Annotated in this window: 22 protein-coding genes; 21 read left to right on the forward strand and 1 reads right to left on the reverse strand. The window is 46.3% G+C overall.

All coding sequences use genetic code 11. The features are described 5' to 3' along the window. Positions 1-65: 65 nt before the first annotated feature. Positions 66-1,235, reverse strand: coding sequence for a hypothetical protein (locus ACIFSR_RS20185; protein ID WP_339204766.1), 1,170 nt, complete (start codon positions 1,233-1,235; stop codon positions 66-68). A gap of 144 nt (positions 1,236-1,379) precedes the next feature. Between ACIFSR_RS20185 and ACIFSR_RS20190 the strand changes: the two genes are divergently transcribed. The 21 genes from ACIFSR_RS20190 (at position 1,380) to ACIFSR_RS20290 (ending at position 20,675) form a co-directional block, all read left to right on the forward strand. After that, complete coding sequence (locus ACIFSR_RS20190; protein WP_430059523.1) at positions 1,380-2,318, forward strand: VanW family protein; 939 nt, start codon at positions 1,380-1,382, stop codon at positions 2,316-2,318. Positions 2,319-2,480: 162 nt separating this feature from the next. Further along, entirely contained in the window at positions 2,481-2,768 is a 288-nt protein-coding gene (locus ACIFSR_RS20195) for a HesB/YadR/YfhF family protein (RefSeq protein WP_076269083.1), read from the forward strand. Positions 2,769-3,268: 500 nt separating this feature from the next. After that, positions 3,269-4,051: a formate/nitrite transporter family protein gene (locus ACIFSR_RS20200; RefSeq protein WP_076269082.1), complete on the forward strand. Its 783-nt coding sequence runs from the start codon at positions 3,269-3,271 to the stop codon at positions 4,049-4,051. A 2-nt stretch (positions 4,052-4,053) separates the two neighbouring features. Then, a complete protein-coding gene (locus tag ACIFSR_RS20205; RefSeq protein WP_430059526.1) occupies positions 4,054-4,968 on the forward strand; it encodes an L-lactate dehydrogenase in 915 nt (304 codons plus the stop codon). A 25-nt stretch (positions 4,969-4,993) separates the two neighbouring features. Further along, positions 4,994-5,527, forward strand: a complete 534-nt coding sequence (locus ACIFSR_RS20210) for a DoxX family protein (protein WP_339204762.1) — start codon at positions 4,994-4,996, stop codon at positions 5,525-5,527. 164 nt (positions 5,528-5,691) lie between these two features. Continuing rightward, positions 5,692-6,603: a LysR family transcriptional regulator gene (locus ACIFSR_RS20215; RefSeq protein WP_430060402.1), complete on the forward strand. Its 912-nt coding sequence runs from the start codon at positions 5,692-5,694 to the stop codon at positions 6,601-6,603. A gap of 292 nt (positions 6,604-6,895) precedes the next feature. Then, positions 6,896-7,732, forward strand: a complete 837-nt coding sequence (locus ACIFSR_RS20220; RefSeq protein ID WP_076269079.1) for a transporter substrate-binding domain-containing protein — start codon at positions 6,896-6,898, stop codon at positions 7,730-7,732. Between the two features lie 27 nt (positions 7,733-7,759). Next, entirely contained in the window at positions 7,760-8,548 is a 789-nt protein-coding gene (locus ACIFSR_RS20225) for an amino acid ABC transporter permease (RefSeq protein ID WP_076269078.1), read from the forward strand. Continuing rightward, positions 8,538-9,248: an amino acid ABC transporter permease gene (locus ACIFSR_RS20230; RefSeq protein WP_339204759.1), complete on the forward strand. Its 711-nt coding sequence runs from the start codon at positions 8,538-8,540 to the stop codon at positions 9,246-9,248. Before ACIFSR_RS20225 ends, ACIFSR_RS20230 begins: the two co-directional genes overlap by 11 nt. Continuing rightward, the gene (locus ACIFSR_RS20235) at positions 9,245-9,997 is read left to right on the forward strand and encodes an amino acid ABC transporter ATP-binding protein (RefSeq protein WP_076269076.1); all 753 of its coding nucleotides are present in this window, start codon (positions 9,245-9,247) and stop codon (positions 9,995-9,997) included. The genes ACIFSR_RS20230 and ACIFSR_RS20235 overlap by 4 nt, the downstream gene beginning before the upstream one ends. A gap of 21 nt (positions 9,998-10,018) precedes the next feature. Then, positions 10,019-11,029 (forward strand): LLM class flavin-dependent oxidoreductase, encoded by a 1,011-nt coding sequence (locus ACIFSR_RS20240; protein ID WP_076269075.1) that lies wholly within the window; start codon positions 10,019-10,021, stop codon positions 11,027-11,029. Further along, positions 11,026-12,216 (forward strand): amidohydrolase, encoded by a 1,191-nt coding sequence (locus ACIFSR_RS20245; RefSeq protein WP_430059529.1) that lies wholly within the window; start codon positions 11,026-11,028, stop codon positions 12,214-12,216. Before ACIFSR_RS20240 ends, ACIFSR_RS20245 begins: the two co-directional genes overlap by 4 nt. Beyond that, positions 12,179-13,336, forward strand: coding sequence for an N-methyl-L-tryptophan oxidase (solA, locus tag ACIFSR_RS20250; protein WP_430059531.1), 1,158 nt, complete (start codon positions 12,179-12,181; stop codon positions 13,334-13,336). The genes ACIFSR_RS20245 and solA overlap by 38 nt, the downstream gene beginning before the upstream one ends. A gap of 37 nt (positions 13,337-13,373) precedes the next feature. Next, positions 13,374-13,853, forward strand: a complete 480-nt coding sequence (locus ACIFSR_RS20255; RefSeq protein ID WP_076269073.1) for a DinB family protein — start codon at positions 13,374-13,376, stop codon at positions 13,851-13,853. 63 nt (positions 13,854-13,916) lie between these two features. Beyond that, complete coding sequence (locus ACIFSR_RS20260; protein ID WP_339204756.1) at positions 13,917-14,453, forward strand: GNAT family N-acetyltransferase; 537 nt, start codon at positions 13,917-13,919, stop codon at positions 14,451-14,453. Between the two features lie 70 nt (positions 14,454-14,523). Beyond that, a complete protein-coding gene (locus ACIFSR_RS20265; protein ID WP_430059533.1) occupies positions 14,524-15,852 on the forward strand; it encodes an LLM class flavin-dependent oxidoreductase in 1,329 nt (442 codons plus the stop codon). 122 nt (positions 15,853-15,974) lie between these two features. Next, positions 15,975-16,199, forward strand: coding sequence for a helix-turn-helix domain-containing protein (locus tag ACIFSR_RS20270; RefSeq protein ID WP_430059535.1), 225 nt, complete (start codon positions 15,975-15,977; stop codon positions 16,197-16,199). Between the two features lie 178 nt (positions 16,200-16,377). Continuing rightward, positions 16,378-18,159: an ABC transporter substrate-binding protein gene (locus ACIFSR_RS20275; RefSeq protein WP_430059537.1), complete on the forward strand. Its 1,782-nt coding sequence runs from the start codon at positions 16,378-16,380 to the stop codon at positions 18,157-18,159. Positions 18,160-18,385: 226 nt separating this feature from the next. Next, the gene (locus tag ACIFSR_RS20280) at positions 18,386-19,399 is read left to right on the forward strand and encodes an ABC transporter substrate-binding protein (RefSeq protein ID WP_339204752.1); all 1,014 of its coding nucleotides are present in this window, start codon (positions 18,386-18,388) and stop codon (positions 19,397-19,399) included. A gap of 37 nt (positions 19,400-19,436) precedes the next feature. Further along, positions 19,437-20,198, forward strand: a complete 762-nt coding sequence (locus tag ACIFSR_RS20285) for an IucA/IucC family C-terminal-domain containing protein (RefSeq protein WP_430059539.1) — start codon at positions 19,437-19,439, stop codon at positions 20,196-20,198. Positions 20,199-20,387: 189 nt separating this feature from the next. After that, positions 20,388-20,675: a 4a-hydroxytetrahydrobiopterin dehydratase gene (locus ACIFSR_RS20290; protein ID WP_430059541.1), complete on the forward strand. Its 288-nt coding sequence runs from the start codon at positions 20,388-20,390 to the stop codon at positions 20,673-20,675. Positions 20,676-20,745: the final 70 nt, after the last annotated feature.

Genomic DNA, 20,745 nt, shown 5'->3' on the forward strand with positions numbered 1-20,745 from the left:
AACTGAGCAGATCCCTATAGCGAAGGAAAGCCGAATGATTCGGATTCCGCAGCTATAGGGATTTTTTATTCAATAATATCTTGAATATGCCATGGGGACTTAGCGGTTTCTCGTTTGAACATGAAGGTATAAACACTGCTTCGGCGAGGCTTATTCAGCTGATGGATCGATACAGGCAATCTTATTTCGGTCGTTAAAGCATCACCAAGCTCATCGGTGTGGATCTGGCCTTTGGATTTTGGCGGGATTTGCTCTCGTATGGAAACGAGTGACTCCATAACATGTAAGATGGAAGCGAGCTTTTCCTTTGGCATTTCATTGGCGAGCGGAAGCAACAACTCATGGTCTTGATGATACATCGCTTCAACGAAGCTTCTAGCCAGAACGCTCGGCTGAACAGATTCGAAATAAGGTTTGATTTGTCCAGCAGCCTTATGTACCATCATTTGGTGCGCGGGGTCTGGAGTGTCTGATTTATGGGTGGAGCTGCCTAGAAAATGAATGCAAAAGTGTCCAGAGAAGCCGTTCTCTGGAATGCCGTCACCGCCATGCGGCATGCCATTCATAGAAGCAGCGATCCAGGTGTCGCCGGAGTGGACGAGTATGGCCTTTCTTTTCCAGCTCCATTTGTCATTATAAATTTGCTTCATAACACGGGAATCCTCTTTCGTTAACGGCTGTACATCTGCATGATCGCTGCCTGCGCGCCGTTGTACATGGAAGGTTAATCCCGTTTCCAGCTCCGTCACAGAAAACATGCTTTTTTTAGGCAAAAGCTCCGTTGCTTGCTGCCATGTCAACAATTCCCCGTAATGCTGTGTCCGCAACCCTTCGGCTAACCGAACCAGCTTCTTAGCCAGCTTGTCAGGCAAAATTATTTTTTCTGCTTTTGCTTCATTCCAGAGCTGTCCAGAGCGATCCAAGCGATAATGTACCGTTTCAGCAGACTTTAGTGTGATGTCTATATCGGAGTAATAGTCTATTTCAGCTTCAGGAACATGCTTGGATTGACGCAAAGCGGCATTCATTTCTTGGCTTTCGATTTGCAGCTCGCTCATAAATGAGGAGTGTTGACCAGAGCGGACAGTCATAATCATTATATGTTGCTGCTGCTCCTCATTTGATTTTTTGGGCTTCAACATCATCGTCTGTGCAGCGGCATCGTTGGCTTGTAAGGTTAACAGCGATATAAGAACGAAAATAACAACAGCTGCTTGTCTCAAGATCCGGGTCATAAGTTGTCCTCCTCCAATCCCAATTGTCGTTATCTTTATATTCAGCCAATTTCCCGTTAATTATGTGGTCACCGCGTATGCATGCTTCTGCCTAAAATGATTCATACTAGCACGGATACTACCGTATAGGGGTGATTAACGACAATGGGATTGCCGTGGATTCTGGCCATATTGTTTTTGTTCCAGCAAGGAGCATATTCTGATTCTTTAGTTATCGAGCATGAAGGCCATGCGATTTCGGAAATGAAACGTGCACAGTATAGCGATTCGATGACTGGCATTCCGCTCGTTAATCAAGAGAAGCTTGATAAATTTATGGATGAGCTTGATAAACGAGTGCAGAAGCATCCTATTAACGCAGCGCTTGATGGAGCGGGGAGAATCATATCCGAGCAGACAGGAAGTAAGCTTAATCGGAAAGCGTTCGAGGAGCTGTTTTACAGCTTTATTTTTGAAGGGGAATTATTAAAGCTTGAGGCTCCTATGCTAACGACTTATCCGAAAGTAGACAGCGAGCTGCTCTCAAACATCAAAACCAAAAAAATTGGACTCTATGCTACATACTACAACTCACGAAACAAAAACCGTTCTCATAATGTTGAATTAGCTGCGAAAGCAATTAATAACCATGTCGTTTTCCCGGATGAACGGTTTTCTTTTAATGAGGTTGTTGGCATGCGGACAAGGGAAAAAGGGTATTTGCGTGCTCCAGTCATTGTGAGGGGAGAGGTTTCGGAAGACGTCGGCGGTGGTATTTGTCAAATTTCATCTACCCTCTTTAATGCGGTAGATCGGGCAGGACTCAAAATTGTTGAGCGCTACTCACATAGCCGGCATGTCAAATATGTTCCGTCAGGCCGCGATGCGACGGTAAGCTGGTATGGGCCGGATTTTGTGTTTCAAAATAAATATGATCAGCCTATACTTATTCGTGCTTATGCGCAGGGAGGGCAGGTTAGCATCGTTATTTGCTCTTCGGAAGACGTTAATGCAAAAACGAGACAAGTGCCCAGCGCTTCAAAAAAATTGCCTGAGGAAATCAAGCTGGAGATGGATGCTGGCGGCTCGGAGCCAAAAAAATAAACATAAAAGTTTAGGTTAGTGACTGCCGAATTGGCAGTCTTTTTATTATGTAATTTATTGCTAGATCTCAATTGCAAAGGCAGTTTGGTACGTAAGGGTTGACACCGCTAAGCGATTTCGTGATGATGGAGTAGAGCATGTAGCGGAAGGAGCTGACCTAAGATGAATTTAATAGTGGAACAACCAGCAGCTCGCTGGTACAAAAAAGAAATGGGTCTTTCCGATGGTGAAGCGATTCGTATTTACGTTCGCCTGGGCGGCTGCGGCAGCGTTCATCCAGGACTTTCACTTGGCATTATGAAGGATGAGCCCAAGACAGCGGGACTTCGTGATGTCGTAGAAGGTATTACCTATTTTATAGAAGATGATAATCTGTGGTATTTGGATAATAAGACGCTTCGCATTTCTTTTGACGAGAAGTATGAAGAAATTAAAATGGTTGTGGAATAACCACATGGCATAGCAGGACAACAAAAAAGGAGCAGCTCCAATAGGTCATAAACCTTAAGGAGCTGCTCCTTTTTTGCGTGTTGGCGCTTATTTGCTACTTATCAAGAGGCGATTCTGCTTCAGTTTTGTCCTGGCATGAGCTTTTTGAGCAATTGCAGCATTTGCCGTTATGACGATGACCAGCAGCCTTGTCTTTATCATGCGGTGCTCCGTTTTCTGTATTCTCCTTGTTATCCTCATTTAAAGATGCCTGTATGTCCACTTTGTTTACCGCCATCCTCTCATTTGCCGATTACTTATTTCTATTATAAAAGAATGTTCATGGAGGCCACATCGGGGAACCTCCCTATTTGCTAAGCAGCTTTCGCTTAGAAACCCTTAGCTATAGTTCAGGGAGTTCCCCGACATACAAATGGAAGAGAATCCCCTAAACTAAAGGTGTAGCAAACGAAAGCGAGCACAGCATAAACGATTAACACCACACATTAGGAGGATTTCATATGGAGCATGCTCCTTTGAGAAGGGTTGAACAGCTTGCTTTGAAGAAGCAAAAGGTGTTTCTGACAAGCAAGCTGAGATATATATTGCGAGCCATGTTAGCGAGTATGTTTATCGGATTTGGCGTAATCGTAGCGTTTAAGACAGGCAGCTTTTTCTATGAGTCACATAGTCCGCTAACCTATCCAATGGCGGCGATAACGTTTGGAGCAGCAATCATTCTAATCGCATATGGCGGAGGAGATCTTTTTACAGGAAACACCTTCTATTTCACCTTTGCAGCTCTTAGGGGCAAAATGCGCTGGCTAAACGTTGTAAAGCTATGGTGTGCAAGCTACGCAGGCAACTTTCTAGGTGCAGTTGCTTTCGCCCTTCTCATATGGGCAACTGGATTGTTCAGCGATGCATCCGTTAATGGATTTTTACTCAGTGTCGTAGAGAAGAAGCTTCACGCTCCGGTATGGGAATTGTTTTTCCGGGGTGTATTGTGTAACTGGCTGGTCTGCTTAGCATTTTTTGTTCCGATGTCACTGCGCGGAGATGGGCCAAAGTTGTTCGCAATGATGCTATTCGTATTCTGCTTCTTTATTTCAGGCTACGAGCACAGCATCGCTAATCTTTGCACCTTCGCCATTGCGCTTGTGCTGAATCATCCGGGAACAATTTCACTCGAAGGCATGATTCATAATCTTGTACCCGTTACACTTGGTAATTTAATTGGTGGCTCCGTCCTTATGGGCGTTATGTATTATTTCGTAAACAAACCATTTGAAGAGGTGGAATAACAATGAAAAAATCAAAAGTTGTCGTTATTGGTGTAGGAGCAGTAGGATCCACAACAGCCTATACGCTGCTGCTTCGCAGCCGGATGGATGAGCTTGTGCTAATAGATGCGAATGCAGGCAAAGCAGTTGGGGATGCGCTTGATATGAATCACGGGATGCCATTCCTTGGTCAGACTAAAGTATGGGCAGGCACTTATGAGGACTGTAAGGATGCGGATATCGTCATCATTACAGCTGGAGCAGCACAGAAGCCTGGGGAGCCAAGGCTGAATCTATTAAAGCGCAACATTGCCATCTATGAAAGCATCGTATCCGAAGTACTGAAATACAATGATGACGGCATTCTATTAATCGCGACGAATCCGGTAGATATTATGAGTTACTTCTGCCAGAAAAAGTCGGGCTGGCCAACTCATCGTGTAATCGGTTCAGGCACATTGCTCGATAGTGCTCGTTTCCGCTACCTGATCGGCGAGCGATTGCAGCTTGACCCGCGCAGCGTACATGCCCATATTATTGGGGAGCATGGGGATTCCGAGCTTCCATTATGGAGCTTGGCAAACGTAGCTGGTTCGTCCATCTCGCTTAGCGAGGAAGAAAAGTCAGACATCTTTACGCATACGAGAGATGCAGCCTACGAAATCATAGAAGCGAAAGGTGCCACTTATTACGCTATTGCGTTAGCACTGGATCGCATTGTAACTGCGATACTGTCCAATGAGTCGGCTGTACTCAATGTATCCACGTTAGTTGAAAACTACCACGGCATATCGGATGTATACATGGGTGTTCCGTGCGTCGTTGATCGCAATGGAGTAAGAGAGGTGCTGGACATTCCGATTACAGAGGAAGAAAAAGCGCTGCTGCACCGTTCGGCGAACAAATTGAAGGAACTGATTGAAACGATCTCGGTTTAGACAAAAATAAGAGGAGCTGATCGTCATGGTAACCAAATGGCTAAGCGAAAACAAATATGCAGCGGGCTTAATGCTTGTGCTGCGGGTGTACTTGGGATGGCAATGGCTGAGCGCTGGATGGCATAAGCTTGGCGGATTTGATGCCAGCGGATTTTTAAAAGGAGCTATCGGCAACCCTGTAATGGATAAAGCGACAAACGAATTAGTTTATCCGACGTTTACTGCATTTCTAGAACATGTTGCTCTTCCGAATGCAGGCATCATTAACTTTCTCATTCCCGTTGGTGAATGTTTGGTAGGGCTTGGACTTATCGTTGGCGCACTTACGACAGCTGCAGCATTCTTCGGATTATTAATGAACTTCATGTTTATGTTTGCAGGTACGGTATCGACTAACCCTTGGATGCTGCTGATCGGAATTATCGTATTCATCGGTGGCACGAACGCAGGCAAATTCGGTATTGATTACTTTGCCCTTCCTTATCTGCGTAAACTATTTAAGAAATTCGGCAACCGCGGCGATAGCGGCTATGCTGACAACAAGACAATCCCTCGTTAGAGCGGAACGAATGTAAGGAATAAGGGTTGCTCCAAAAGTAGGTTTATCTGCTTTTGGGGCAACCTGTTTTTTTTGCTCGATTGACATGAACTCTTTAGTTTGTTACTTTAATTATATATATTCGTATTGGTTTAGTTGGATTTAAGTGAGTGGAGGTGTGTCAAATCAACATTGAGAATATAGAAGCATTTGTCTATGTCATCCATTGTGGTAGCTTTAATAAAGCAGCTGACGCGTTGTATTTGTCTCAGCCTTCTGTAACAGCAAGAATTAAGTCCCTTGAGCAGGAGCTCGACTGCAAGCTGTTCGATCGAAATGGCAAACAGATTCAAATAACGGAAGACGGTAAACGATTTCTCCCTTATGCCCAGCAGCTGCTGCTCATCTATCAGAAGGGCAAGCAGCATATTAATCAGAAGAAGTCTTTGCCGAACGAGTTCAGAATTGGCTGTACCGTGTCTGTCTCCAATTATATTATTCCTGACTTATTACCTCGCTTAAAGAAGAAATTCCCACACACTCACTATAAAATCGTCACAAGCACCACGGATGAGATTGTGAATAAAGTGCTGAGCAAGGAAGTAGATATTGGCTTTGTTCGCAAGGTGAATCATCCTAACCTGCAGTCGACCAAGTTCTTTGAAGATCCAATACGGCTGCATGTGTATCATGGGCATCCGTTCTTAACAACGGATAAGCTGACGGTTGAGGCAATCGCTGAGCAGCCGCTCGTTTTTTTTGAATGCGGCTCATTGGATTGGCTTCGCATTCATCGTATATTCGAGAATTTGGAGCTGCCGCCCAACATTCAAATTCAGACGGATAATTCTGAGATGGCCAAAAAGCTTGTCATTCAGAAAGCTGGCATCGCGTTTCTTCCAGGCTTATGCGCCCAGCAGGAGCTGCAGGATGGGAAGCTTTATCCGATACGCGTCCCGGAGACGGAGGGGATTATTTTACAGACGAACCTCATTTCGCATCATGGAGAGCATCTGGAATTTGTACATGCCATTACCGAAATAGGCAAGCAATTAGCAGAGGCGGAGCTAAGCTTATCAGCAAATATAAATCTGTAATACAAAAACTCTATTATTCGAAAAGCGATGGGTATGGTACATTCATAATTACAGTTAAGCCGATATGAATAGTGCACTTAATCGCATTCGTCCGCTGCTCCTACTGAAGCAGCGGACGTTTTTTGTTGATAAAAGTATCATTGGATTATTCAATTTTCTTATAGAAGATCTCTATAAGCTAGAGGATTGACGAAGCTGGCAGTCCGGTGGTAAAGTGAATTCAACATAATCCTTACTTAACAGGTAGGAATTATAAGGATTTAAACATTTGATGATTTGGGGGAAAAAGAAAATGAAAAAACGTTTCGTTTTATCGATTGCACTCGTCCTTGCCCTTACCGTTGCTGGCTGCGGAAGCAATAAAAACAACACCGGCGGCAGTGCGGAAACAGGAAGCGGAGAGGCTTCCAAATCCGTAACTAAAATTGTTGTTGGCACAGGAACACAATTCCCTAAAGTTTGCTTTATAGATGAGAATGGTAAGCTTACTGGTTTCGATGTAGAGCTTGTAAGAGAAATTGATAAACGTCTTCCAGATTATGAATTTGACATTCAAACGCTTGAATTTACGAACCTGCTGTTAAGCTTGGAAACGAAAAAAATTGACATGATTGCACATGAGATGGAGCAAAATCCGGAACGCGTACAAAAGTACCTCTTTAATAAAGAGCCTTATGCGCACTGGAGAAATAAGATCATTGTAGACAAAGACAATAATTCAGTTCAAACGTTGGCTGATCTAAAAGGTAAAAAAGTGCTAACAACGGCAACAAGCGCAGCGGCAACGATTCTTGAGAATTACAATAAGGAAAACGGAAACGCGCTTGAGCTTGTGTATCAAAATGGCGGTGCAAACGACAACGTATCGCAAGTAACCTCGGGCCGAGTGGATGCCTTCCTCGCTGCTGACTTTACTTTATCGTTAGTTGATCCGAAGAAAGAGCTTAAAGCAGTAGGACCGGCACTGAGCGAAGCAGACATCTTGTTCATGTTCCGCAAGGACGATCCGGAGCAGCAAAAGCTTTCTGATGCTGTTGATGTGGTAATCAAAGAACTGAAAGCAGACGGTACGCTGGCTAAGCTTAGCTCAGAATGGCTGGGCGATGATTTTACATCCCAAGAAAAATAAACCCAATTGAAAGGTGAGATGGCTAAGGTGGGAGAACCTTTTGATATCAGCTATGTGTTCGAGTATCTAATAAAGCTGCTGCCTACCTTGAAAGTCACTCTTCTTATTGTGGTGAGTTCCATCGTACTTGGGGTTGGCGTCGGATTTATTGTCGCCTTTCCCCAGCTTTATAAGATTCCGGTTCTAAGACGGTTTTCGCAGGTGTATTTATCTTTTTTTAGAGGGACGCCTATACTCATTCAGCTATTTCTGTTTTACTACGGCTTGCCTGAAGTTTTGAAGCTTTTTCATTTGGATGTAGCTAAAGTGCCGGCATTATATTTTGTCATTCTTACTTATGCGCTGCACAGCGGAGCCTATATAGCGGAGATGATTCGCGCGGCTGTCGGGGCAGTGGATCGGGGCCAGGTTGAAGCAGCTTACGCGGTAGGAATGACGGGTTTCCAAGCTTTTACCCGAATTGTACTACCTCAAGCCGTTTCGATTGCATTGCCGGTATTCTCTAATCTTGTCATTGCAAATTTGAAGGATACATCACTCGCCTTTTCATTAGGTATTATGGAATTAACAGGAAAATCACAGACACTGGCTGTTATGTCCAGGCATTTCCTTGAAACGTATGTTTCGCTAGCGATTATCTACTTTATTTTGAGCTTTGGGCTTGAGAAGCTGTTCCATTTGATCGAACGCAGGTTATTGAAGCATGAGCGCCGCATCGCGGTAGAAGACAAAGAACCACTTATCAAAAAAGATAAATCAAGGCGGTTTGCAGCCGGAATAGGCTTTGGCAGAGGAGGAAGGGAAAATGAAGCTTGATTTCGCATTCATATGGACGGCGTTTGTTCAGCTTTTGAGCGCGGTGCCAACGGCTTTGGCGATTACGTTCGTTTCTGTTTTTTGCGGCTTCCTCATTGGGACATCTGTAGCTGTCATTAGACTTTATAAGATTCCAGTCCTTTATCCTATCGCCGTTTCCTATGTTACCGTCATCCGCGGAACTCCTATGCTAACGCATTTATTGCTTATTTATTTCGGTTTGCCGATTATCGTTGATGGTATAGCTGAGGCGTTAGGCTTATCGTTCCGTTCGGTCTCGATTCCCATGATAGGGTTCGCTTATATTTCTTTCTCGATTACGGCTGGCGCATACATGTCTGAGGTTGTCAGATCGGGACTGCTTGCGGTTAACCGCGGACAAATGGAAGCAGCGTATTCAATCGGAATGACGACCCCGCAAGCGATGCGCAGAATTATTTTGCCCCAAGCCTTTGCTGCCAGCTTGCCTAACTTATCGAACTCGGTAATTGGCATGCTGCACGGATCAACGCTGGCTTTTACAGTGTCCGTCGTTGACATTAATGCTAAAGCGCAAATCGTTGCTTCAACAAACTGGAAGTTTTTTGAGGCTTACCTTGCCGCAGCTCTTATTTTTTGGGGATTAACCTTTTTCATCGAGCGACTGACCGCGTTAGCCGAGAAGCGCTTTAATCTGTACAACAGAGGTGGTGTCTCATGATTAAGCTGACGCAAATTAGGAAGAGCTTTGGACGCAATGAAGTGCTCAAAGGAATCGATCTTACAGTCAAAAAAGGCGAGGTCGTTGCGATACTCGGGCCAAGCGGCTCCGGGAAAACAACGCTGCTGCGCTGCATCAATTATTTAGAGAAGCCTAGCGACGGTCAAATTTCGATTGGTGATTTCACCGTTAATTGCAAGCGTCCCGATAAAAAAGGAATCCATACGCTTCGGCAAAAAAGCGCAATGGTTTTCCAGCAATATAATTTATTTAAGCATAAGACGGCAATTGAAAATGTAATGGAAGGTCTACTCATCGTTAAGAAGCTTCCGAAGGAAGAGGCGCGGCAAAAAAGCGAGGAGCTGCTTGAAAAGGTTGGTCTTGGCAATAAGCTGCATGCCTATCCGAGCGAGCTGTCTGGCGGACAACAGCAGCGTGTAGGCATCGCTCGTGCGCTGGCGCTGAATCCAGAAGTTATTTTGTTCGATGAGCCAACTTCGGCGCTTGATCCAGAGCTGGTTGGCGAGGTGCTTAGCGTAATTCGCAAAATCGCAAAAGAAGGCATTACGATGATTATTGTGACCCATGAAATGAGCTTTGCGCAGGATGTTGCCAGCCATGTTGTCTTTATGGATGGCGGAGCGATCGTTGAAGAGGGTAGGCCTAACGATATTTTCACCAATCCAAAAGAAGAACGAACCAAACAATTTTTGAAACGGATCACACCTGAGGGTGTCTATTCCATCTAACACATAGAGGAGCGAATCAATATGTCACTCAAAATTGGCATTCTGGATCAAAGTATAATTTTTCCCGGTCAAACTGCTGCTGAAGCTTTGGCGAATACCGTGAGGCTAGCGCAATTGGCAGAAACGCTTGGTTTCGAGCGCTTCTGGGTATCCGAGCATCATGATTCTCCCGGGATGGCGGGGTCCTCGCCAGAGGTGCTTATTGCTTATTTGCTGGCTCAAACATCATCCATTCGCATTGGTTCAGGCGGCGTAATGCTCCAGCATTACAGCCCCTATAAAGTAGCAGAAAATTTTAATGTGCTTGCTTCACTCGCGCCAGGAAGAGTTGAACTTGGCATCGGGCGAGCACCAGGCGGATTGCCGCGTTCTACGAAAGCTTTGCAGAAGGGCGTAGCGGAAGCCGATACTTTAGCTGAGAAGCTGACAGAGCTGGAGCAGCTGCTCCATGATAAGACTGGCGAAGAGCATCCGCTGGCTGGGCTTGTTGCAAGTCCGCTGCCGAAGCAGCCTGCTGACATTTTTTTGCTTGGCACAAGCTTATCAAGCGCGGAGCTGGCTGCGGAGAAGGGTTATCCGTATGCTTTTGCATTATTCATTAATAACGATCCAGATACGGCTCAAAAGGCGATAAATACGTATCGGAATAAATTTAATCGATCCTTTGGCGGAGAGCCTAAAGCGATTCTAGCGTTGTCAGTAATAGCGTCCGATTCGGAAGAAGAAGCGAATGAGCTGGCAGGTCATTTTAAAAATGTGAGAGTTACACTGGCAAGCGGAAAAACAGTAAACGTAGGCACGCTGGAACAAGCGAAGGAATTTGCTAGGCAGGCGGGAGAGACGTTTACAGCGGAGGAACGGGATGCCGATATTACTCGGGGCACCAAGGAGACGGTTCGCAAACGACTGCTTGAAATTGGGGAGCAGTATGGTGTGGATGAATTTATTTTTACGACGATTATTCCTGATTTCGCCAAGCGTGTACGATCCTTCGAGCTGCTTAAGGAAGCCTTTGAAGGAGAATTGGTATGAGCGATTTCTCAGCCCAATTCATAGAGGAGAAGTTGATAGCCATTCGAAGGCAGCTGCATCAGCATCCTGAGCTTTCTCATGAGGAGTTCGAGACGACGGCTTCCATACGGGGCTGGTTAACGGAGGCGGGCATTCGAGTTGTTGATTATGGACTTCAAACCGGTGTCATTGCAGAGATTGGAGGATTGCATGGCGGTCCAATTGTCGCGGTTCGTGCGGATATAGACGCACTGCCGATACAGGAGGATACGGGACTTGCATTTGCTTCAAAAATTCCGGGTAAAATGCATGCCTGCGGACATGATTTTCACACGGCGTCGATTATAGGAACTGCTCTTTTGCTCAAGGAACGGGAGCAGGAGCTGCAAGGAACGGTGCGCTTGTTGTTCCAGCCTGCGGAAGAAAAAGCAAAGGGTGCTCAGAAGCTTATTGCAAGCGGAGCTTTGGAAGGCGTGAGCGCGGTGTTCGGCATGCATAACAAGCCGGATCTCCCAGTTGGAACGATTGGAATTACAGGTGGGCCAATCATGGCGGCAGCTGATGGTTTTGTCGTTGAAGTGGAAGGCCGCGGCAGTCATGCCGCAGTACCTGAAGCGGGTCTTGATCCGATCGTAACCGCGGCGCATATGATTACGGCGCTGCAATCGATCGTAAGCCGCAGCGTAAGTGCGCTGGACAGTGCGGTTGTTAGTGTGACAAGGCTTCATGCGGGAACCGCTTGGAATATTATTTCGGACAAAGCGGTATTTGACGGTACGCTGCGTACGTTTGAAGAGCATGTCCGCACGACAGTGCGCGAGCGCTTTGATCAGGTCGTAAATGGTGTAGCATCGGCGTTTGCAACGAGTGCGAAAGTGAAGTGGCTGGAAGGGCCGCCGGCAGTTGTCAATGATCAGAAGTGGGCCGATCAAGCTTCGATAACAGCGAATGCTCTTGGCCTTGCAGTGGTGAAGCCGACGCCTTCTCCGGCAGGCGAGGATTTTGCGTTTTATTTGAAGGTAACCGAAGGGGTGTTTGTGTTTTTTGGCACAGCCGGCTCACAAGAATGGCATCATCCAGCCTTTGATTTAGATGAAAAAGCATTGCCGATTGCTGCTTCTTTTTTTGCTTCCCTTGCTGTGGATGCTCTGCGCAAGCTGGCGGGCGAGAATGCGCCGGGAGGACGACAACATTCCGAAATCATATGATGTGATCATCGTTGGGGCGGGCTCCATGGGGATGAGCGCAGGTTATGAGCTCGCAGCCCGCGGAGCAAGGACACTGCTCATTGATGCTTTTGATCCGCCGCATAATATGGGAAGCCATCACGGCGAGCCGCGTCTAATCCGGCATGCCTATCATGGCGGCGATACTTATGTGAAGATGGCGCTTCGAGCTGATGAGAGGTGGCTGGCACTCGAGAAAGCAACGGGGGAAAAGCTGCTGGAGCGATCGGGCGTGCTCAATATGGCAGAATCGAGCTTTTACAATTATGAAGGAAGATTAGGCGATGCTATTGCCAATGGCGTTCAAGTGGAGCTGCTGCGTGCGGAAGAAATTAATCGGCGTTTTCCAGGTGTTCAATTAGCTGGCTCCTTCCAAGGGATGTACGAGCCGAATGCGGGTTACTTATACAGTGAAAAATGTGTAGCTGCTTATAAGCAGCAAGCTTTAGCAGCCGGAGCAGAGCTTCTGATAAACAGCTTCGTTACAGATATTCAGGCGAGTGCTTCAAGCGTCACCGTTCATACGAAAGAAGCTGCTTATACCGCACAGCAAATCATTATTACCGCCGGCGCATGGTTTGGCATGCTCGCGAATCATGTTAAGCTTCCCATTCGTGCAGTTCGCAAGGTAGTTGGGTGGTTTGAAACGCGTTCACCCGCTTTTGATGCAGGCGTATTTCCCGGTTTCACTTGGGGAGGCGCGATGGGAGGCTACTACGGCTTTCCGAGCATTGGCGGCGCAGGAATTAAAATTGGCAGACACGATACAGGCGTGGAATGGCAGCCAGGTGAGCCGATTGCTCCATTTGGTGCTTATCCGGAAGATGAAGAGGATCTTCGCCGCGCGCTTGCCGCTTTTGTTCCGGATGCGGCCGGCAAGCTTTTGCGGGGTGCAGTATGCAAATACGAGTTTACGCCTGATGAGGATTTCATTATTGATGCTCATCCTGAGCATCATAATGTGCTGCTTGCTGGCGGTTTTTCCGGTCATGGCTTTAAATTTGCGAGCGTGGTAGGCGAGATTTTGGCTGACAAAATACAAAAAAAGAATACAGGCTATGATCTGAGATTATTTGAGCTTGATCGTTTTAGCAGGGCATAACGCAATTTACTTTTGTTATTCACGAGGAGGATTTTAAATGAGCGAACCCATTGTCGATATTCATGCATTTGTGAACGTATATGATCAAATTGAGCAGGAATTGGAAGGACTGTCGGATCACCAGCTGAAATGGAAGGCTGCCCCTGAGTCATGGAGTGTGACCGAGGTGCTCGCTCATCTCGTTGATCACAGCATTATCGTATCCTTTCGCATTCGTGAAATCTTGTCTGGCTCCGAGACCAGGCTGCCTTCCTTTAAACAGGATGCTTGGGTGTCTGGCCAAAGGGCAAATGAAGGCGATGTTAAAGATATTTTGCTTGCTGCACGTTCACTTGTTCAATATAACAGCCTGTTGTTTAATCGTTTGACTGAGGAAGAATGGAGCAAGACCGGCATTAACTTTAAAGGTGAGCCCGTATCAATAGCTGTGATCGTACCGGCATTTGTGAAGCACGTGCAAGGTCACTTAGGTCAAATTCGTCGAATCAAGCAGGGAGAGCTGGACTCTCGCAATTAGATTAATGCCATTTTAAAAGATATAGCCATTGTGATCATATAAAGGGAGAGCAGGTGAAGAAGCATGTCTGATACAGCTGTCATTATTCGTAATGCTGAGCTTGAGGATCTAGATGCTACACGGGAAGTGCTTATTGATGCTTATGGCCAATATGAGCAAGTGCTGCCTGAAGCGGCATGGAATCAATATAAAGAAAGCATACTGGAATCTGTTGAAGGAGCAGCAACGAAGGCGCGTTTAGTCGCGGTGCTGGGCGGGAAAATCGTTGGAAGTGTGTTCTTGTTTGATTCCTCTGAAGCGGCCTATGGACGGCCGGAGCTTCAAATTCATTCACCGATTATTCGCCTGCTCGCTGTATCACAGGCAGCACGCGGCTTCGGAGTAGCGACGGAGCTTATCCGTGCCAGTGCAAAGCTTGCAAAGGAATGGGGAGCGGAGACGCTGCATCTTCATACTTCAGACATGATGGATTCAGCTGTAAGGCTGTACGAGCGCCTCGGCTTCGAGCGCGCATTCGATAAGGATTTAATGAACGGGGAAACGCTCGTTAAGAGCTATCGGCTTCAATTAAAGGAAGCATCGTTATTGCAGGTAACTTAGAACTTAGCAGGACTGCTGCTTTTGCTGTCAGAAGATCAATCATACTATGTTTATTAGGAGGCTGTTTATTATGGCGAACCGCAAGCAACTTAAGTTTGGCGCATTGATTCATGGTGTGGGAGGCAATATCTCGGCATGGCGGCATCCGGAAGTGCCGGCCGATGCGAGCGTGAACTTTAAATTTTATACGGAGCAGGCACAGACTGCTGAAGCAGGTAAGTTCGATCTTGTATTTATCGCTGACGGTCTATATATAAATGAAAAATCGATTCCACATTTTTTAAACCGCTTTGAGCCGATTACGATTTTGTCCGCGCTGGCAGCTGTTACGTCTAAAATTGGATTGGTTGGCACGTTATCGAGCTCATATAGTGAGCCGTTTACGGTTGCAAGACAATTTGGCTCTTTAGATCATATTAGCGGCGGTCGTGCTGGATGGAATGTCGTTACATCTCCGCTTGAGGGCTCGGCAAGCAATTTCAGCAAAACGGATCATCCGACACATGATGAGCGCTACAAAATTGCCGAAGAGTATTTGGAAGTGACACGCGGCTTGTGGGATTCTTGGGAGGACGATGCTTTCGTCAGAGACAAAGAGTCAGGTGTGTTTTTTGATCCGTCTAAGCTGCACCGTCTAGATCATAAAGGCGAGTATTTCTCCGTTCAAGGTCCGCTTAATATTTCTCGCTCGAAGCAAGGGCATCCGGTTATTTTTCAAGCAGGCTCTTCTGAGAGCGGCAAGAAGCTGGCTGGCAAAGCAGCAGATGCGGTATTCACAGGCCATGACAATATCGAAGATGCCAAAGCATTTTATAAAGACGTGAAGGATCGTACGGTGGCTGAAGGCCGTTCGGTGGATGATATCGTAATTCTTCCTGGCATTGGTCCGATTATTGGACGCACGGAAGAGGAAGCTGAGCGCAAGTACCAAGAGCTGGCAGAGTTAGTGACGATCGAGAATGCTTTGAACTATTTAGGGCGTTTCTTCGAGCATCATGACTTCTCTCAATATCCGCTTGATGAGCAGTTCCCAGAGCTTGGTGACCTCGGTCAAAACAGCTTCCGCAGCGGCACGGACAAAATTAAAAAAGTAGCGAAAGAGAAAAATCTTACGCTGCGCCAGGTTGCGCTTCAATCCGCGACTCCGCGTCCGCAATTCATTGGTACGCCTGAGAAAATTGCAGATCTGATTGAGGAGTGGCATGAAGAGGGAGCAGCAGACGGCTTCATTATTCATTCTTCGATTCCAAGCGGCTTGAATGATTTTGTTGAGCTTGTAGTTCCTATTCTCCAAGAGCGCGGCATTTATCGCACTGATTATGAATCGGATACGCTGCGCGGCAATCTCGGCTTACAGATTCCGGCGAATCGCTATACCAAAGTGAAAGTGAACAGCTAATTAATTTTAAAATGAATAGTCCTTCCTTTCATATTGTGATAATGACAAGTCTTGAGGGGGTATAGAGAGGGTTGCTTGGGTAGACTTGTATTGTGCGTTCCGTTAAATGGAGGTGCAATACGATGAAATACGAATTGGGCGATTGCCTGCTGGAGCAGCGATTAAGCGAACGCGGGTTATCACAAGCGCAGCTTGCAGATGCACTGATGATGAGACCCGAGAGGATCGGCGACTATATCGACAACAAACGAATCATGCCGCTCAAGATAGCGATATCGATAGCTGCAACGATTAAATGTGATGTGCCCGAACTCTATGAGTTGCGGACATCCAACGAAGTAGAATAATGATTCAAAGAAAAATAGCCCTGTAGGTCTTCTACGACCTGCCGGGCTATTTACGTTATATAATAACTGCCGAATGGAGTATGGTCTGAATGATAGGGTTGATCTCAAATTCTAATGTTCATGATATAATTCACACATATTGTGCGGAGGCGACAAACTTAGGAGCTGACATCATATTATGAATGTGGAAAATCACCTTATACTGTGGAACCTTGTTTCGCTGAAAATATTGGATGTGCAGCGAGCCGAGCTTACGATTGGCGATAATTTGCACACCAATCAGCTTACGTCGAGTACTCTATTATACGCGATAAATGGCCGTGCTCGGCTCCTTCTGGACGGGGCTGGGCATCAATTGGAGAGTGGGTATGTATGCCACGCCGGCAAAGGCGCAGTTGTTACAATTTGTGATATCACCGACCATTTAGAATATTATATGATTCAGTATAAAGCTACTCTTCCGCTGCCATGCAGCCAAGATTTACTTCAATTGCTGGCTAGCACGGAAACATTTGAAATCCAATATGGTTTTGCGGCGAGTCCTGCTGCTCCGCTGCTCCAGTCCTTGTCCCGTATGGAGCAGGAGTGGAACCAGCCGGGAGCGATGGCGAAGCTGCAGGTAAAATCATTATTTTATCAGTTTATTTGCGAGCTAATGGGGCAACTGCAGCACAGGCGGATGGAGCAAGCTTCTCCAGATACGGTACTTGAGGCTGTTAGATATATGAATGCATACTATGCCGAACCGATTACAGCAGACACACTTGCAGCATTATTGAATTGCAGTTCTCGGACGTTGCAGCGGATGTTCAATAAGCGGCTGTCTCTTGGACCGATTGACTACCTGATGCAAATCCGTATAGACAAGGCCAAGGAGCTGCTGTCTCGTACGAATATAGGGCTTAAAAATATTGCTGAAGCAGTCGGTTATGAGGACAGCTATTATTTCAGCCGTTTATTTAAGCGTTATACGGGCGTTTCTCCAAGCATGTACCGAGAAACGATGCATCATCTCAAAGTTGATGATTCGGAGAATGATAAGTTATTCGCACCTAAGCTGGAATTTGAAAGCGGCGAAGAGAAGGCGGCATCAGATCCGCTGGAAGCTGCTATCCGCCGCTCACGGCGGACGATTGTTCATCTCAAAGGCGAACTGCTGCTCCAGCGGCAGCCACAGAAAATTGCTGTGCTGGACCCGCAGTTTATGGACCATATGCTGGCTCTAGGTGAGCTGCCGGCGGGCAGCGTCATCGTAAACGGAGATCATAGCAGCGTTCCTGAGTATCTATTAGACAAGCAGCGTTCGGTTAAGGCCTTGGGAACGATGGCTGAACCCGATCTGGAAGCTTTGCGTGCTTTAGAGCCCGATTTGATTATCTGCACGGAGTTCCAGCAAAACATTTATAGAAGCCTCACCCATATTGCGCCGACCATCATGCTAGAGCGAAATCGCGATTGGAGAGAAACCTTGCGAACCATCGGGCGAATTATGGGCAAAAAGCTTGAGGCAGAGCAGGTCTTACAGCAGTATAGGCACAAAATCAGCGGGCTAAAATCGGCACTGGCAAACAAGCTGCATGGACAGTCAGTCATGATGATTCGTCCGCGGGATAATATCATTAGGCTGCACACAAGTGCTCATCGTACGGCAGCCATTCTATACAGCGATCTGGGGCTTCAACCGCCGAAGCTAGCGGTTGACCGCAAAAGGACCAGCTCATTAATAGCTTTGGAAGGGCTGCCGGAGCTGGATGTTGACCATTATTTCGTATTGACCGACAACAAATATAAAGCTTGGTCGGAAGAGCTTCAGACCACTGCGACATGGAAAAATTTGCGTGCCGTGCAGCAGCAGCATGTTTACCACGCTAAATCGAGCATTTGGATTGCCTATTACGGCCCTATCGCGATGAACCAGGTGGTCGATCAAGTGGCGGAGGTTTTCTTAAACGCCAAATAATTTGATATAACGGAAATAGCGAAGCATGACTAGCGCTTCGATTTCCATTTCTTATATAAACACGGTTGCATCCGAATCTACGTATTCGAGCAACGGTGTTTTTTTGTCGCCACAATCCATGGGCAGTGGCGCAAATATCCATTGAAGATAACAGTGAGAGTCGTTATAGTGTTGTAAGTGAAGATGATTGTCATTCTCAACAAGAAAAAGGGGAGAGATTATACATATGTATTCAAAAATCAAATGGATTTGGACCATTAGCCTGTTAGTAAGTTTGGTTATGATTCTGGGCGCATGCTCAGACAGTTCAAACAAAGGCAGCAGCAACGCTGGGGGAGGTACGACGAATCAACCTCAAGCCCAAAATGGAGAGTCCGCAAAAGGCGGCTCCGTAACAGAACCGGCCTTTGCAGCACCAGTCACGATCAAACATTTGAAGGGCGAATTAACTCTCGAGAGCGTACCTAAGAAAATTGTCGTGTTGGATGTCCAGTACGCGGATCAAATGCTGGCGCTGGGCTTTCAGCCGGCGGGCAGCGTAATAGCCGAAACCGACAACGGACTTCCTCCCTATCTGGGCGATAAGATGGGCAATATCCCGTTACTTGGGACGTATGTAGAACCGAATTTGGAAGGAATCATTGCGATTGAGCCGGATCTCATCATTGCAACAGAATTCCATGATGATATTTACGAAGATTTACTTAAAATCGCACCGACGATTACACTAGAGCGCAATGAGGATTGGCGGACCGTACTTTTGAAATTTGGGCAAATCTTGAATAAGCCGCAAGAGGCGCAGGCGCTGGTTGATGGTTACAAGCAAAAGATAAGCGATCTAAAAGCAGCATTGGCAGATAAAATGAAGGGACAAACGGTTGCTTTGATTAGGCCTAGAGATGAAATGATTCGTCTCCAAACGACATCCCATCGAACTTCACAGATTTTGTACGACGATCTAGGTCTGACTCCACCTAAAATGGCAGTTAACAGCAAGGACTCAAGCATGATGATTTCTCTTGAAGTTATCCCAGAGCTGGCTGCCGATCATTTATTTCTACTTCAGGATGAAACGAATTTGGAGCTAACGACTGAATTTCAAAATACATCGATCTGGAAAAGCATGAGTGCGGTTAAGGAAAATCGGGTATATGAGGAAAACACAGCGCAGTGGATTGGTTATTATGGACCGATTGCCATCAATTTGATTGTTGATCAGATCGCGGAGGCGCTCAATTAAAACCTTTTTGAACGAAAATGCCAGAGGGGGATTGTGTATGAACAAGCAGTCGCAGCTCGCGCAGAATGAGAGGGATTATTTGAGCCAACATTTTGGCTTGTGTGAATATGATGGAACCCGCTCAGTCGGATCGGTGAGCGCTTTGGATTTGCTCGACATGGAGAGGTGCTCCGACTATTTGGACAGGCTGACCGTCATTCTACTCTCCCCATCGAGGATGGTCACAGCATCGCAGTTTTTTAAAAGGTACGCCTTCTTAACTACAGCACCGCTGCTGTACGCCATGACAGTTTACAACAAGGGACTGAATTTATCTGCACGTAATTGTATTCTTGGATCGTCACCGGGCCACTCTTGGCTGGAGCATGTCAGTCTTGCCGATAGTGATGCTGCAATGCCTGAAGCCAGCGAGCGGCATGTTTGGCGTAATACAGTTATGCAAGCTCTTTTTGCTGAGAACTTAGGAAAATTAGTTGCGGTCATGTCTAGAGCAGCGAACGTGCCAAAACCGATATTATGGGAAAATGTTGCGGTTCGTATATTCTCGCTCTACGAGAAACGAATTGGATTAACGGGTGAACAGCAAGAGCAATCCCGAGCCCGAGCAGACTTTCAGTATTTGATTCATCAGGCTCCTGGTGCTTTATTTGGGGAAAAACAAAATCCGCTAAGCCGCTTTTATATCGAACCGACCTGCTCATCTGTTTCTAATACACCTATGCGGGTTCGCAAAACCTGCTGCTTCTACTATGAGGTCACAAGCGACAAAGAATACTGCTCCAACTGCCCGAAGCTGTAGTGTTAAGGGGCACAAGTATCGTTCATCCAATAAACAGCATAAGCCTTAAAAAAATAACGCTGTCCAGCTCCTTGGGCGGCGTTTTTCTTGTGGCGAAACTTGTTCAATCCTTTTCCTTGCTATAACATTATGAAATAAGATAGGCCTTACACAGGAGTAAGGCCATAATGAAACGAAGGTGGGGAATGTATGAAGCTAACGGAGCCCGAAATCGAAAAAAGCTTGGCGGCATGTGAAGGGTGGAAGCGGGAGGATGGTAAATGGATGATCAAAAAATATCGCTTTAAATCTTTTCCAAGCGCTATCGCTTTCGTAAACGAGGTAGCGCAAGCATCCGAGCGTCTGAACCACCATCCATTCATAGCTATCGATTATAAAATGGTAACGCTCCGAATGACGACATGGCATGATGGCGGCCTTACGGAGCTGGATTTTACAGCAGCAGCAGCTTTTGACCTTGCTTATACGAGCGCATGACTATGTCCTTGATTAAGCTGGATTTTCTAATCAAATGTATGGAAAAAGGTTAGCAGGCTGCACTAGACGA

Origin of the sequence: Paenibacillus sp. NRS-1760 (assembly GCF_050467785.1) — a bacterium.
In the GTDB taxonomy this organism is placed as follows: domain Bacteria; phylum Bacillota; class Bacilli; order Paenibacillales; family Paenibacillaceae; genus Pristimantibacillus.